Origin of the sequence: Flectobacillus roseus (assembly GCF_030056595.1) — a bacterium.
Taxonomy (GTDB): Bacteria; Bacteroidota; Bacteroidia; order Cytophagales; family Spirosomataceae; genus Flectobacillus; species Flectobacillus roseus.
In genome coordinates, this window is sequence record NZ_JASHIF010000032.1 from 1 (window position 1) to 16,173 (window position 16,173).

Annotated in this window: 15 protein-coding genes; 13 read left to right on the top strand and 2 right to left on the bottom strand. The window is 33.5% G+C overall.

The features are described 5' to 3' along the window. From QM524_RS25120 to QM524_RS25170, 11 genes are all read left to right on the top strand, one after another. Nucleotides 1–350 (top strand): PDDEXK nuclease domain-containing protein (locus tag QM524_RS25120; protein WP_283346772.1); only part of this gene is annotated, 350 nt, incomplete at its 5' end. Continuing rightward, complete coding sequence (locus tag QM524_RS25125; RefSeq protein ID WP_283346773.1) at nt 340–1,428, top strand: PDDEXK nuclease domain-containing protein; 1,089 nt, start codon at nt 340–342, stop codon at nt 1,426–1,428. The genes QM524_RS25120 and QM524_RS25125, both read left to right, overlap by 11 nt. Before the next feature lie 181 nt (nt 1,429–1,609). Further along, complete coding sequence (locus QM524_RS25130; protein WP_283346774.1) at nt 1,610–3,562, top strand: hypothetical protein; 1,953 nt, start codon at nt 1,610–1,612, stop codon at nt 3,560–3,562. Nucleotides 3,563–3,974: 412 nt separating this feature from the next. Beyond that, the gene (locus QM524_RS25135) at nt 3,975–4,415 is read left to right on the top strand and encodes a DUF4844 domain-containing protein (protein WP_283346775.1); all 441 of its coding nucleotides are present in this window, start codon (nt 3,975–3,977) and stop codon (nt 4,413–4,415) included. 47 nt (nt 4,416–4,462) lie between these two features. Beyond that, nucleotides 4,463–4,882, top strand: coding sequence for a hypothetical protein (locus QM524_RS25140; RefSeq protein ID WP_283346776.1), 420 nt, complete (start codon nt 4,463–4,465; stop codon nt 4,880–4,882). Between the two features lie 183 nt (nt 4,883–5,065). Continuing rightward, nucleotides 5,066–5,641 carry a suppressor of fused domain protein gene (locus tag QM524_RS25145; protein ID WP_283346777.1) on the top strand — a complete coding sequence of 192 codons (576 nt, stop codon included), beginning with the start codon at nt 5,066–5,068 and terminating at the stop codon, nt 5,639–5,641. A gap of 130 nt (nt 5,642–5,771) precedes the next feature. Further along, nucleotides 5,772–6,269: a YfbM family protein gene (locus QM524_RS25150; protein WP_283346778.1), complete on the top strand. Its 498-nt coding sequence runs from the start codon at nt 5,772–5,774 to the stop codon at nt 6,267–6,269. Nucleotides 6,270–6,399: 130 nt separating this feature from the next. Continuing rightward, nucleotides 6,400–6,822, top strand: coding sequence for a hypothetical protein (locus tag QM524_RS25155; protein WP_283346779.1), 423 nt, complete (start codon nt 6,400–6,402; stop codon nt 6,820–6,822). A gap of 389 nt (nt 6,823–7,211) precedes the next feature. After that, nucleotides 7,212–7,556, top strand: coding sequence for a hypothetical protein (locus QM524_RS25160; RefSeq protein ID WP_283346780.1), 345 nt, complete (start codon nt 7,212–7,214; stop codon nt 7,554–7,556). A gap of 807 nt (nt 7,557–8,363) precedes the next feature. Next, on the top strand, nt 8,364–8,651 hold the full coding sequence (locus QM524_RS25165) for a DUF2695 domain-containing protein (RefSeq protein WP_095168046.1): 288 nt from the start codon (nt 8,364–8,366) through the stop codon (nt 8,649–8,651). A 1-nt stretch (nt 8,652) separates the two neighbouring features. After that, nucleotides 8,653–9,075 carry an SMI1/KNR4 family protein gene (locus QM524_RS25170; RefSeq protein WP_283346781.1) on the top strand — a complete coding sequence of 141 codons (423 nt, stop codon included), beginning with the start codon at nt 8,653–8,655 and terminating at the stop codon, nt 9,073–9,075. A gap of 401 nt (nt 9,076–9,476) precedes the next feature. Here QM524_RS25170 and QM524_RS25175 read toward each other — a convergent pair whose 3' ends face one another. Together QM524_RS25175 and QM524_RS25180 are read right to left on the bottom strand one after the other, a co-directional pair. Beyond that, nucleotides 9,477–10,388 (bottom strand): ParB N-terminal domain-containing protein, encoded by a 912-nt coding sequence (locus tag QM524_RS25175; RefSeq protein WP_283346782.1) that lies wholly within the window; start codon nt 10,386–10,388, stop codon nt 9,477–9,479. A gap of 6 nt (nt 10,389–10,394) precedes the next feature. Continuing rightward, nucleotides 10,395–11,348, bottom strand: coding sequence for a ParA family protein (locus QM524_RS25180; protein ID WP_095168039.1), 954 nt, complete (start codon nt 11,346–11,348; stop codon nt 10,395–10,397). An 860-nt stretch (nt 11,349–12,208) separates the two neighbouring features. Between QM524_RS25180 and QM524_RS25185 the strand changes: the two genes are divergently transcribed. Both QM524_RS25185 and QM524_RS25190 read left to right on the top strand, forming a co-directional pair. Beyond that, nucleotides 12,209–13,216: a replication initiation protein gene (locus tag QM524_RS25185; protein ID WP_095168036.1), complete on the top strand. Its 1,008-nt coding sequence runs from the start codon at nt 12,209–12,211 to the stop codon at nt 13,214–13,216. A gap of 1,763 nt (nt 13,217–14,979) precedes the next feature. Beyond that, nucleotides 14,980–16,164 (top strand): hypothetical protein, encoded by a 1,185-nt coding sequence (locus tag QM524_RS25190; RefSeq protein WP_283346783.1) that lies wholly within the window; start codon nt 14,980–14,982, stop codon nt 16,162–16,164. The last annotated feature ends 9 nt before the right edge of the window (nt 16,165–16,173 follow it).

Sequence of the window (16,173 nt, forward strand, 5' to 3'; positions counted from 1 at the left end):
GTATCTTATTAGAGGATGATGAGTTTTTTGTGGATTTAGTATTTTATAATCGCCTGTTGCAATGTTTTGTCATTATAGAAATCAAAACTCATAAATTGACTCATCAAGACGTGGGACAATTACAGATGTATGTCAATTATTATGACCGAGTGGAACGTTTAGCCCACGAAAACCCGACAATTGGTATTCTGTTATGTACCGACAAAAATGATACAGTCGTAAAATTCAGCTTGCCTGAAAATCAAAAGCATATTGTTGCTAGTAAATATGAGTTAATATTACCAACCGAAACGCAATTGAAACAAGCCATTGAAACGGAGTTAGAAAAATATCCTGCACATGAATTTTGAAGAACTTATTAACTCAATTGAATCTACTCACGTTCAATTATCGTCACAGGCGGTTAAGCAGGTGAATTATTTACAAACGATCCGCAATTGGCTGATTGGTTGCTATATCGTGGAATTTGAGCAACATGGAGAAGATAGGGCTGCTTATGGGAAAAATCCGATTCCTCCATTAGCATCCAAGCTCAAAGAATTAGGAATAAAAGGAATGGGACAACGGAATCTCTATACATTTAAAGAGTTCTATCTTTGCTATCCTCAAATTTTGCAGACAGTGTCTGCAAAATTCAAAAATGTGATGATTAGGAAAATAACAGAAGGTACTGACAGGGAACACGATGCCTTAATGCTCCCTATCGAAACGCTTCTTAATACGCTCTCTTTTTCGCATTTTATTGAGTTATTACGTCTTGATACGGATCTTAAAAGACGTTTTTACGAAATTGAAGCGGTTAAAAATGCCTGGAAAGTGCGTGAGTTAGAACGGGCGATTGATACCTTACTTTTTGAAAGAACAGGACTTTCGAAGGATAAGGCGAGCGTAATTGCCAAAATGAAAGACCAACAGCCATTTGAACCGAAAGAACTGATTAGAAATCCTTTATTTTTAGAGTTTTTGGGCTTAGAAGAAAAAACGCAGTACTCTGAAAATGATATGGAAATGGCAATTATCGACCATTTACAGCACTTTTTGACAGAATTGGGGAGAGGTTTCTGCTTTGAAGCTCGCCAAAAACGCATTACATTTGGCAATACGCATTACCGTATAGATTTAGTTTTCTATCACAGAATTTTGAAATGCCATGTACTGATTGACTTGAAATTAGGCAAATTTAACCATGCCGACTCAGGGCAAATGTTGTTGTATTTAAACTATTTCCGTAAAAACGAAATGACCGAAGGCGATAACCCGCCAGTGGGTATTATTTTGTGTGCCGACAAAGATGATGCCTTAGTAGAATATGCCACCGCAGGACTTGAAAACGAACTGTTTATCTCTAAATACATGCTTCAATTACCTGATAAACAGACACTACTCAAATTTATTGAAACTGAACTCAACAACCAACATGCAACATGACCAATAACATACAAAAATAAATCATGGAAAATAAGGAATTAATTTTATGTACAAGTAGAAGTTATTTTGACTTCTGTGGAGTTGAGAAAAAATAGAAAAGGTAGCTAATACTTATTTTGAGAACCCAAAAATGGCTTTACAATTTGAAATTGACACCTGAAACTGAAAATAGCCGAATAAAATGATTAAGAAAAGTAAAATTAAAGAGTTAATTAACGACAAGGTAGCTCCTATACTTAGTGATGAGCTGACTAAACATGGATTTAAGTATCAAAAATCTAAGCAACTTTTTTCACGTCAAGATACAAAAGGATTTTCCCACATTATCAATATTTCCGCACCCTACTCACCTCTTGTTCATGATGATAGTACAGATAAATTGTCTTTCGTTTTTGAAGTTTACGGAGAAATAAAAATTCCTAGTTATGAAAAATGGACTTTTGATACCCTTGGGTATCAAACTAATTTCTATTTCAATACAGAAATTTTAAGATCAAAAATTGAACTTTCTTTTGACGACTTTGACGATGATAGTTCTTACGCACCAACAGCTTCACAACAATTCAAAAGAATTGTGACACTGGCACTCACGAGAGACAGCAACTTCCATGATGGACTTATTCCTTTAGATGACTTTTTGAACATTAGAATCCCAAACTTAGTTTCTAGGATATCTGAAAACGCAGATATTTTGAAAATATATAAAAGTTCTCATTCTCCTTTTCAACATATCAACTTATTATTTTTTGGAGGATATGTTGATTTAGCCAATGAAGAATTTGAAAAATACTATCAATTTTTAGTTCAAGAAATTGAAAATAAACTCAAAATTTCAGAAGCAGAAGCTCATAATTCAATTGGGGTATTAAATTGGTTAATAAAAAATGTTAAAAAGGTTGCAAATCTAACTTTTGTAAATCCATTCGAAGGCTCTATTAAAGTTCTTAATTCAAAGAATGAAAAGTTTGAGTTTTCTAAAAAAACTCAATTTATTGAGAAACTTCGACTTGATATTTCTCAATTTGAAATACGAGCATTCAATATAAATCCTTTATGTGAAATTTTGATTATTACGAAAAATCAGAAACTAATAAAAATAAATTCAAAAGGAGAATTAGTTTTTGAAAGAGAAATTGAAAATATTCCTAATATTTGGGCTTTTGGAGTAATTGAAGAAACCAATGATTTTTTCATGAACAATTACATCTTTACTCCAGACAACAATATTATTGAATTGAATTTACCAGTTCAAAAACTTAAAAAAGGACAAGTTCAATATGCAGTTAACTCAGATTTTGCCTATTGGCATAAAAATGAGAAGTATTTGATAGTCTATGAAGGCACCTTTTTAGTTTTCAGTAAAGATGGAAGTTTAGAGAGTAGTATTGATATTGGTGAAAAGTATCGAAGTAAGATTCTCGCTAAACGAGAATGGATATTAATACAAAAAGGTGAGACGGCTAATATAATTCTAAATTTTGATGGTAAAGTATTAGGTACTTACGAATTTGGGAAAGGAAATACTCTCTATGAGTTTTCTCCAAACTACGAATTTCTAATTTCTTTTTCTTATTCAACCAAATCTCAATTTTATAACCTAATAAATGGCGATAAAAATACTCTGTGGGCTCACCCAACGTATCTTAAGGACTACAAAGAGAAAATCTACAATGGTGTATCGCATAATTTTGGAATGAATATCGCTAAATTCTCGCCAGATAATAAATATATTGTTGGTGGTGCAGATCATGGAAAATATGTTGCTTGGAATTTACCCAAATTAGAAAGAATTGAGTTGATGCCTTCAGATGAAGTGATTGAGTTGTTAGAGCCATTAATAACAAGTTGGTCAAATATTAACGAAAGAGGTGTTGAAGTAACGAAAGTAGAAAAAGTAACTTTAGGAAGTCAAACATTTCTAAAAAATAGACGAAATGATATGTCCCAAATAATCTTTTTTGAAGATGGCGACATATTTATAACTGAGCTTGGTTATGGAAAATTTGTACTTTCTTGGGACAGAAACTTCAAAAATTTGACTTACAAGAAAATTGATGGAAGGTTAGACTTTCACTCTAAAAAATATTTGACACAAAATACAAGTAAAGAATTAATAATTTATCAGCAGCAATAACCACTGGCACCAGTAAATAAGCGTTCGTATTAGATATCAGCAAGTTTGATGATTATTAGGCTTCAAGAAAGGCATACATTTACCACAAAAATGGCGGTAAAGCCGTATTGGGAAATGATGGTATAGATTTGCATTATCAAATCGAAGGAACTTCGGAAGAGACTATTTGATCTAGTTTGTGACTCAATTATGTACTTTTTTATGAATAGAAACGGGAGTCTATTTGAATTAGACTCCCGTTTCATTGTAGGCTAGTACATCTCTATCTTCTATAACTTATTGCCTTTGGTTAATAAAATTTAGTCCTGCTTCAAACATTCGCTTATATCCCCTACGGGGGCGGATATACGTCAGGAAATTTATTTATATTGCGGGATATAAATTCGCAGTAACACATTAAAAAAAACGCTTTGTGAAACAGCTAATAAACATAATAATTGGACTATCCTTTCTTCTTTTCACAGCTTGTGGGCAAGGAAAAATAAAAACACCAGAAAACGCAATGACAAAATTTGAAGAGTTTAAGAGTAAAGAAAAATTTTTGCGAGACGGTAAACTTTTTTACCCAGGAATTGGCGACCCAACCCTAAAACCTATTCTGACTGAAAAAATTAATCTTGCAGCAGACGATTTTAAAAAACTTGCTGACAAGGGAAACTCAACCGATACAGAATATCAGAATGCAATAAAAATCGGGCTTGACCGATTTGCCGACCTCTACTTACAACTTGACACAGAAGACAGAGAAAGAGTGTGCAGTTACTTTGAAGAACTAATGGATATCGTAGGACTTGAAAGCTCAGATGGACACTTGAATGACTTTATGTATGGATTTGACCCGACAAAAAAGTAGCAATAAGACTACCAAAAATGTAAAGCATTTCCTAAATATGAAAAAGCATGAAATCAAAAAACATAGGATTATTATTGGTACTTCTTTGTTCGTTTGAAAGTTGTAATCATCAGAAGGAAAGTGTTAGTAATAGTACAACGTACAAATTTCACACTGAAATACCTTTGGGTACTCATGTAAATGGGTATGCACATTATATCTATATTGGCAACTATGATGTAAAAACTAAAAGAGATACATTATTTTTATTGGATAAGGCAATGATGTATGTAGATACGGTTACATATGCAAAGCCCGTAACTAGTATCGCTTATGTTAATAGCATTGATAATTTCCCTAAATCAATGGATGATCAAGATGCTAATGAGATAAGAAAGCATACGATATTTTATATTTCATTCAACGAGGATAGTCTATTGAAAAGAAAGTATTTTATAAACGGATTTTACAACGCAGTCAAAAAATAACTTATGCGTCGCATAGAAGAGTGTGTGAACGTATGTACTTAAATGGTGATTATTACTGCCGTCGTTAGCAGTTCAGTGAAAATACCAACACCTGTTATAAGCAACTTACTAATTATCTTTTGAACAAAGTGTTAAGAGTTGTGTCACATATGCCTACAATACAATCGATTAAATTTTAAGAAAATGGGAAAAGAAAACTCACTAACACCTATTGAAAGATATTTGAATCACTTAGACAATATCTTTCAACAAGAACCAGAGTTCTATAAAAACGATAGTTTGATTGAAGGAATTTCAGGAGTGACTTCAATTGTTTATAGAGACATTCCTGAAAAAGGATTTATAACAGCGCTTACTTATGGACTTTCATTGGTGAAACATCCTGAATGGAAATTTGGAAGACCCGAATTATGTATTTCTGTTGAATCCTCCAATTTAGACTGGGGACAAATTGTAGGATATATTGCAAATATACTTCGTGGTGACTGTCCATTTTGTTACGGACAAACAATCAATTTTGGGGAACAAATAAGTGATGATTCAGAAATGAATGCTTTTTTCATTTTTGCGCCAAGTACATTGGACAAAGAAGATTATTCAAATATTGATATTGGAGCAGACTATAAGATAAACATAGCAGGACTTTATCCAATGTATTCTGACGAATTGGAAGTGTTTTCAAAGATTGGACTACAAGAATTTTGGCATAATCCTAATTTCGACAACTACAGTGTCAATAGACACAAAATAATAGAATGACAAATCTATTAAGGTAATAGGCGTTTGTCCAAATCGCAGGTTCTGTGATAAATTCGCTCATCTACAGACTGTGTGGTGAAAGACAACTTTCAGTTTCTATCAATATTATAAACGTAAAACAGCTTGATTTATGAGTATGATTGGTAATTTACTTCGAGTAACGAAAGTTGAACTCGAAGAATATTTAAAAGACAGTTCGCTTTTAGAAGAACGTATTTATAACAATACATCTGATGAAGAAGACCCAAAACTGGTAGAAATTGATAGGTCATGGGAAGGAATATTATTTTTATTAACAGGACAGAACCTTGAAACAATTGACCATCCTATGGCAAGAGTATTATTTAGCGGACAAGTCATAGATGAAGAACAGGATTTGGGTTATGGTCCTGGACAATACTTGACACATAGAGAAGTAAAAGAGTTAAATACAGAGCTTTCCAAAATAACGACAGAAGAGTTAGAACAAAGATATGATTCAAAGAGAATGATGGAGCTCGAAATATATCCGAATACTTGGGAGGAAGATGAAATGATCAATTATCTAACTGACTATTTTGAAATCCTGAAAGAAGTATTCGCAGAAGCAAGTAAAAATGATGAAGCCATAATTACCTTCTTGAATTAATTAAACATGAAAGGAAGGCTATATATAACAAGAGATTTGGCGTCTAGTGAAGCTCATAGGACAGCTTAATTCAGTTTCATTAAGAAATGATAAATACAACTACTTGAGATTACTACAATAATAAAACGTTATGACAAAATATCCAGAGGTTAAAGACCCCAATTTAATTGGAGAATATCCTGCCTTAGTAATGTCAGGTGGTGGTTATGTTTGGGATGATGTGTTGGAATATCGAGTTTGGTGTTATCCTGCGAATGGAGCTCCTGATACAGAAGATAGCAACGATTATTATTATTATTTTTCTACTTATAAAGAAGCGTTTGAGTTTTCTAAAAACAATGTAGGCTGTGAGCCACCCATTGCATTAATATTGCAAGAGGAATATATCGACGAAGAAGAGCCAGGAAAGTTTGTACATATCAAAGAACCTAGATTGACCGAATGGCAAGTTGAGTTTTTAAAAAGACCGAAGCGGACGGATAAAACTATTCCTGATTTTTTATCCCCAGATGCTCCAAGTAACCGACTTGACATTTTACGTGGGTTAGTTTAATCTTAAATCTATATAAAACTCAAAACCTGCATAAAGCCTTGAAAGGTAGAGATATAGACATCCTAAGAGGACAGACAATGGACACAAAAATAAGACAAGGGCAATTTGAGGTAATTGATAGTTTTGCTCTTAGACGCAGGAACGAATTTTATCTAATTGGATAACAAATCGAAGGGACAGTTCAGGAAAGATGGTTTATTAATGCCCCATTCAGCAAATCACTTTCACTAAGTGTTAGAATTAAAGCAGTTGAGGATATTGAAATTTCAAGTGAAATCCGTAAATACAAACTATTGATAGTTTCGGGCGATAACGAAACTATAGACCTTTTACTTGGACTGAAAATAGGAAGTGAGTTACTTGATATTACAATTGAAGGAGAAGATTAAATGAAAGCTACCCTCTACATAGACAATTGCAACATTGGGGATGTGATTTTTTCCATCATTGACGAAAGTATGGGCGGTATTGGTGGTAACTTAATCACAAGCGAAAATTATAAAAAATATCAGCCTACAATTCAACAACATTTTGAGAAGCAAGGAATTTCTAATATTGAAAACTTCAATTTTCGTATTGTTCTTTCAGACAATTCTGAATTAAAACCCCATGGTGGCATCGGCATAACGGACTCCCCATACTTTGACGAAATTTATGTTGAATCTGCTGGACTTGACACAGAAACAATAACGAAAATAAAGAACACCAGCACAACACCAAACGCTATTCATTAGTAACAATCTTAAAAAACACCTAGTATGGGACGACCTCTTTCTGACATCACGATATACTACCATGGTACTTTAATAAAAAATACACCTGAGGGCTCGGAGTTTGGTAGAACATTAAACTACATTTCAGACTTCTATCATAATTCTTTAGACGGTTACAAACCACCCAAAACAAGCAGAATAACTTTACATGTTGGACCAAATATTAGTTTGGCTGGATCAAGATATTTTGGAGCAATTTGTATATATGATAAAATATTCAATTAAGAAGAATATCTAAGTTTATCAAAGCATGGAAAGTACAAGTATATTCTGGACTTACTTCATTTTGCGATATTGGAATTATCAGAAACTTATGGCTGGGACAAATCAGTTTTCATTAAATCCTACAATCATATAATTGCAAGTCAATTCAAATTTGAAAGAGTTTACCCCCAAAAAACATCGAGAGACAAGAAATCTACAGGGCAAGTTTTACTCACCAAAAGTGTAGATCAATCGATTTTAAGCATACAAATACAATCTGGCGGAAAAACTATCAATAAGATTTTGATCGAAAAACAGAATTGGTTTTGGGATGACATGATTTATGAATACTCAAAAACGTGTAAATGGTTAGATAACACAAAGTTTGGGATAAAAGACTATCATCGACAATGCTACTATTCTATGCAAGATGATAATGTTTTTAATAACTTATTGACTGAAGATGATTTCGGTTGTGCAAACCTAGGGCGTCTTACTTCCAATAAACTTTAGTTATAAAATTGAAACTTCGTACGCTCATTACAACCTCAAACACTTCTAATTATGGACGAAAAGCAACGAAAAAAAGAACTTACTAAGGAGTTTAAACAAAAACAGAGAGAAGCATTTGAACAAAGTTTACCGATGGAAAGAGTACTTTTTGAAAAGCTCTTTGACTATCTCGACATTAAACTTGAGGAGAACGAATGTGACGACACTAACAAACTTACAAGGGAATTTTTAACGAAGAATAAAATTGAAAATAATCAAGCCGTTTTAAGTTGGTTGTCAGAAAATGGTGGTTATTGTGATTGCGAAATTTTAGCAAATATTGAAGAAAAATTCGATTAGGATGGAAAAGTTTGAAGAAATATTATCGAAGTATGAACTTGTTAAAAGACGTAACAAGCCAAGGATCACTTTTAAGAAAGTTGAAAAAATTATAGGCTTTAAACTTCCTGAGGACTATAAGTCTTTTGCGCTAAATTACTCAGAATTTGAAGATTTTATTGGCGAACAAAATATACGACTTTGGAATTTTGACGAAATCATTGAAATTAATGAGGAATACGAAATTTTTGAATGTTTACCCAAAACATTAGGAATTGGAGATAATGGAAGCGGAGAATTTATAGCAATTGAAAAATTAGATAATCTTAATTTCAGAATAGTGTTGTCGCCTTTTCTCATTGAAGAAGAAGCACATATCGAAATTGGAAATTCTTTCACCGACTTTTTAGAGCGTTTAGAAAATGGTATAGAATGGTTCAACTAGTAAAATACTGCTATTGTAGTGATAATCTCTTCGTATCACTTAATCCTTTATTGTAAGCTCAATAAGTTTTGCATCTCGTAGGCGTCTTTCAATTTATTGGGAATCTGATTGATGTCTTCATATAATTTTCTACCTAAATTTTTCAATACTATGTAGCAACAAACAGTTGTATCTATTCAGCTAAAGCTATGGGAAACATGAATTTTACTGGTTAGAGACGTAACTCCTTTGCATCTAAATAGTTGTCATTTTGATAAACGTTGGACAATAACCCTAATGTTAAAACTTGGGATGACTCATGCTCTTCTACCATGCGGTTCATTTTGAACCGCATGGTAGAAGATAAAACAATTTGGGGTCATAAGGTTCAATTTGAACCTTATGACCCCAAATTGTTTTTCTTAGGATAGCAAACCTTCGAATTTGTTAATAATATCCTGAAGTTCAGCCAAATACCTTTTATCTTTATTCTGGTAAAACTCATTGGCTGTTTTAATTAATTTCTGATAATGAGTATCAAATGCTGAACCATCTTTCGTTGCTACCGAAGCTACAGGCTTTGAAACTGTACTTTCTAGTTGCTCAATACTTGTAATAGGTTCTTCAAGGGTGACTTCATTCGCTAATGCCTGAATTGTTCCTTTTGAGACTTTTTTCTTTCCCGTCAAAATTTCATTTCTTAGCTCGGTGTCAAGTTTGTTAAGTCCCTTGGCAAAAGCCGCATCTCGTTTAATCGTTGAGCGTCCTACATTAAATTCTTTTGAGAGTCTTTCAGCAGTATCTCCTTTTTCCGTAGAATCATAAGGTTCATTTTGAACCGCATGGTTTTGACGGTCATATCGCCCTATTTCATTTTTTTCATTTAAAAATCGAAGTCCTCTAAAATAGGACACTTGCTCAGGAGTAAGGTTTCTTCGCCCTAATTGAAGGTCAATCATGTATTCTTTGACTTGTTGCAAAGAACCGAAAGACATTAATTGAACACTAAAAGAAATACTGTTCTTCTGACAAATTTCATATCGGTTATGACCATCCACAAGTATATATTGTGGAGCAGAAGGATTTTCTGAGTTAGAATTGATTACTCCCGCAGTGGTTTCCCAAACAGTGAGAGCATCTCTACAGCCATTTTTGATAATATTACTTTCGAGTTGTGAAAACTCATCGACGCCAAGCGGCGGGATAAACACACGAAGCTCTTCAATAATCTGAATATTATTTTTGACAGACTCGCTATTAATCAGTTGATTATTACTAAAAGTTTCTTTGGTCTTACTGGCAATCAAACTGCCAATATTTATCTTTTTAGCCATGACGCACTATTTTAAAAACTGTAAATAATCAATATACTCGGCACAAAAAGCGGTATAAAGATGTGCTGCCTCCGAATGATTAGCAAATTTTGAGATGGTATTCCCTGCCACTTGTGCTTTTTGAAAATCTACCAAATGCTTTATTTCTGTATTGAATATACGTAAAGGTAGATTATGACGCACCGCCTCTTTGATACCATCGTGCACACTATTCTTCTTGACCATCGTGAATACTAAGCCATCGATTTCGAGCATAGGGTTCAAATTCTTCTTTATTTCATGGATTTTCTCCAAAAGAGAGTTAACTCCTTTCATGGCCGCCATTTCGGGCTGCATGGTGATAAGACAAGAATCTGAAGCATACAACGCCGATACGGTTAGTTTGCCCAATGATGGTGGACAGTCAATTAGAATATAGTCATATTTGGTCAGTAGGGGAGTCATGCGATTTTTCAAACGCAAATCACCTCCTGGCACAAGAATTAACTGATATTCGGCATTACCTAAATCTATATCACTTGGCGACAAATCCAAACCTTCCTGTAGCTCGATGGTAGGGAAATCTGCATCATGAATCAAGGCATCTGCTACCTGAGATTCAGGTTGTTCGATACCCAAAATTTGGCTAAGGTTACCTTGAGGATCCAAGTCAACCATCAATACCTTAAAACCTTTGTTCGCTAAGGCTTCGCCTAGCGAACATACAGTGGTAGTTTTTCCTACACCACCTTTATGATTGATTACCGAAACGACTCTGGCTTTTTGGTAAAGGTCGTCTCTATAACCATAATCACGAAGAACGCCGTCTAATGCTACTAAATGCTTTTCGCTAAGTTGACGCCCTTTGGATAACGCTTGTGCTATAGTTCCTGAAGGGATAGAAGCTTGCTTTTCGACAGCTGCAACAGATATGGCTGGTCGGTGTCTCAAAAACTTTAACGCATTTTCTTGTGTAAGCATTTAATTATTTTTTTGTAGTAAAGTTATGACAAATATAAAATAAAATGTCATAACTTTACTACAAAAAGGGGGAAATTATTTGCACAGTTTTTTGATTAAATAAACCTTTGGATAAACTAAGGCGAGTTTTTTGGAAGCTGCCATGTTCAAATTTCCAAAAAACTCGCCTTGTGATACTTTTACTAACCCAAACTTTATTCTAAAACGAGTTTTTGGGAAATTTATTCGAGTAATTAGCTTACAAAACTCACATACAGGACTTAAAAGTTCATCTTAATGGGTATTTCGAGGCCTTAAGGCGAGTTTTTTGGAAAAAGGATACTTAATTTTCCAAAAAACTCGCCTTAGAATACCAAGCAACACTATTCTCGTAATAAAAAACCTTAAAACTTTCCCAAAAACTCGCTTTAGCACTGTATTTAAAAGTACAGATAATATCACAAATATTGTAAGGCGAGTTTTTTGGAAATCGCAATAACAAATTTGCATCAAAAGGCTAGAACATAAAAAGCCTACTAATCAGTGGGTTAAAAAGCTAAGGCGAGTTTTTTGGAAGCTCCGGAAATTACATCATTTTCCAAAAAGTGTTTAAAGGAAAAAGGAGTAAGTTCTGGGAAAATTAAATAAATACTATTATTTTTAGTAATACTCTTTTGATTTTTATATTTCTCATATATTATTTGATTGATTTAGGGGCTTGTAACTTATTGAAAATCAAATATTTGCAAGCCGTAAGGCGAGTTTTTTGGAAGCATAAGGCGAGTTTTTTGGAAATTTTCTTCTTCGTAAGGCGAGTTTTTTGGAAGCTAAGGCGAGTTTTTGGGAAATTTCATCAACTTTAATAATCTTGGAATAATACAATGGCACATACAGAACTTGAAGAAGAACACTATTACGAACATCCATATACCCCAAACAGGAAAGATAATTATTTACCCAATAGAATGGTTATCAGCAACACCCAGTTCTCTAGGGTAGAGCAACGTTTATTTGAATATTTTATTAATCAGATAGACCATAATTCTATAAATATCAAACATGGGATTTCAGTAAAAATTCCCATTACAAAAATTAGAGAAACGGTTAAAGTAGAGCAGGTATTAGCGGTTACACGCTCAATGGCTCAAAAAGTGATGACCTTTTTTGATATGTCAAAATCACATATTGAGTTTAAGCATGTGCCTTTATTTTCAAGTATTAGTTTTAATGAAGATAACTCTGGCTACCTAGAGTTCCGTTCAAATGCTCAATTATCACCTTACTTAGCCTCGTTGGGTACCCAGTACACGCGTTATGATTTTAAAACAATCTTAGCCTTTCGATCGATATACTCAACGATTATGTATAAGATTGTGAAGCTTCATTTGGGTCAGAATCGTACGAAGTTTATTTATAGCATAGATGAGCTCCGTCGGCTTTTTCAGGTAGAAGAAAAAAAATATACCAACTTAAATGACTTCAAAAAGTATGTACTAGAACCTGCCAGAAAAGAATTAGCCTCGACCGAGAAATTTCCCATTGTGGTAGAATACGAGCATTTGGGCAACAAACAGCGTAATGTCACACATTTGGAGTTTACAATCGTGACTCAGTGGGAGTTGAGCCAATTAGAGCAGCAAGAATACCGCGATGCAGTCACGCTGAATCCATCATTGGTTTACGCAAAGCTAGAAGAAATCATCGACCAACAATATTTAATCAAAAAAGAAACGAAACAAATCATTTTGAGTAACGCAACATTGATTGACAAGTTTGTAACCATCCATATCGAATTTGAAAATGGATTACATCCAAAAGTCAAAAACAAAACGGCTTACATACTAGCTTGTCTGGATTTAGTGAAAAAGAAAACAACACGGTCGAAATAGGGGGAGATAGGAAGATTGTTATAAACAAAAGCGCAACACTAGTTCCAGTCCACAACAATAATCTATTTTATATCGAACAAACCTATAAAGAGCTTTCCACAATACAATAGTATGCTATAGTTCCTATTGATCGACAATTTTTAAGTACCTATGTTGGACAGTTTGACGATTCGATACATAAGATTTACATCATAATGTCATCAAAAACAAATTATCGCCAATATTATTCCCTATAAAAGGAACGCTATTGACGATAATGTCTCTTACTCACCTGAAGTAAAACTGTACAGAGAAAGTTTTAAGCACTGATGCATGAAAAGATAGCTACATAATATTGCAAAATCGATTCAAAACCATGCTTTAAAGCAAGATAATGGGTTTACCTTCATTTTTAGAAAATGTGAAGACGTCTTCTAATGCAATTTTATTAGGGTTTGAATCCTTTTTTATTTTAAGACAGTGAGAGTATACATCAGGATTTTGATAAATATTGGAGTGAATATAGTCTTGACAGATTGCATTTTGGGATATTTGACCCTTCAACAATTTGTTGATAACAATCAGAATCTCTGTTTTAATTTGGTAGCCACATAAGAAAGCAGAACAACCCGATTAAGGATACTATAGTTATTTATATTCTTTGTTATTTAGCGAATAAACATGGCAAGCTGTAGGATTCCCATGTTTAGTGTAGCTTTTAATCCTTATTATTTTTGAAGAAGCCGAAAGTGTAGGTTGGGCTAATATGCTTAGTTTTCTTGTTGAAGCGTTGGTATTTACGTAGAAATAGAGTTATGTTATTTTCTATTTTATTTTATTTGCTGTTTATTTTAAAATCTCTGGCATTCACTACCTTCGTGATACAGGGCTTGTTCATAAAAATTATAGAGCTTTCATTTTCTTTCGTGCTCTTACATTTGACAAGTGACATCAAATTGTAGAAAATAGTGTAAATGCTGTTAACCAGTCGTTTACATGTGTCATGAGTCACAATAACGTGGTGAATACAAACCTTAACGCCTCATAAATATTAATTTAGAATAAGAATAAGATGGAACAATGGGCTATCCCTCATGCCAAATTTTAAAACTTTAAAAGTAGGGTAGTCATTTTGAAAGCAACTCACATTTCCGAAATATCTATTTTAGGTATTTGATGGTATTCTTGTCGATAATCTATCAAATTTTATGGCATGCAGGCATTGTTATATGTGAACCTAAAAAAACTGAATGTTAACGCTGTTAACGTTCAGTTTTTTCGCGTTAACGCGACTGTTAACACGTGTAAACGCCTGGTTAACAGCGTTTACACTAATTTATTCAAATGTTGAATAGAGGGTGGGACATTTGGATATAAAACCCTTCGAAATATGCTCAAAAGTGCCAGAACAATAGGACAATCTTTATAAAATATTGGTTGTGAGAGGCGCAATAATCTCAATATCTGCAAATAATTAGACTAGTATTTATTACCAAACATCAAGGAAATGTGTATATGCTCACTTTATCTTGAATCGAGGGGTTTCAGAGCATGATTTTAATTCTAAACGTAATAAGCTTAATCCTTTAAAGTACTCCTTACTCACCAAATCTTTTCAATTATCTACTGATAGCATAGGTCTATACGACCGTTTACTCAATTACCGAGTACTTTCGATACTTATTTACAAAAATCCAGTCTTTAAAATATATAAGTGATTAGAAGAAATACCTATTTTTGTTTATTGAGCTTTACACTTTATTTATATTATTTTACTTGCTATTATGAAAATAAAGCTATACTTATTTGTAATAATCGGATTTTTATATTCTTGTAAATCTACAGAAAATAATGTTTGGGAAATTCCAGCAATTAATTCTATTTCTTTGGCTGGCACGAGTATCCTCCAAACTGAAATATCGGATAGCGATAGACGAGTTATTATTTGGGTTCCTTATCAAACTAACCTAACATCTCTAGTACCAACAATTGTAACCAAAAATACCATTACGATTATTCCTTCAAGTAATGTGGTTCAAAACTTTTCGGCGCCAGTATATTACACTCTAGTCTCGGAATCGGGTCAAAAAGTTATTTATGAAATTCAAGTGAAGACTCAAGAGCAACCCATACCACTAATTAATCGGGTAATGGCAGATACATTAGAAGCCGGAATGAGTTTTCAAATACTAGGTCGTAATTTTGGACTTAACCCCACTGAAGTTCAAGTCTCCATAAGCAGTGCTGGTAATACTACCAATTTGAAAACGGAATTATTGGATTCATTGCATATACAAGTTTATTCTCAAGACAACTTGTTGCCGGGAAGCTACACATTAACACTTAAGGTAAAGAACAAAAGCACTGAATACACTAAACCTTTGACGGTACAATATCCTACTCCTCTTATAGACTCCCTTGATTACTGGAGTACTATTCAAGAAGAAAGTATACAGGTCTTCGGTAAATACTTATCAAAAAACTATGACTACAATATGGTTTTGACTGATAAGGAAGGCCATACATTCATGGTGCCTATGTTTTTTAATAATGGAATGCTAGTATGTAAAATCCCCGTTTCAGTAAAAGAGGGAACATATCGCGTAAAAATTATTAATACATCGTTAAAAAAGGAAAGTAAGATTGTTGCAAAATCTATCACTGTGTATCGAAAAGATATGCCATTTCTAAATGATTCAAAAAAAATAACAGAATCAAGATTGAAACCGGGTAGCACTGTAGAATTTACTACTGAAAACTTTGAGAAAATACCCGCAAGGTTTTATCAAGTGCAATTAGATGGCAATAATGATAGTTTTGTACAAAATGCACTTTATAGCTCCTCCAACAACCGATTAACTTTCAGTGCTCCTCAAGCTAAAGGTAGGTATAGTATCAGTTTGGTTCTAAGTAATGAAACTAATATACTGTATCAAATCAATACCAGATTTCTTTTGACTATAGAATAATTTCCATAT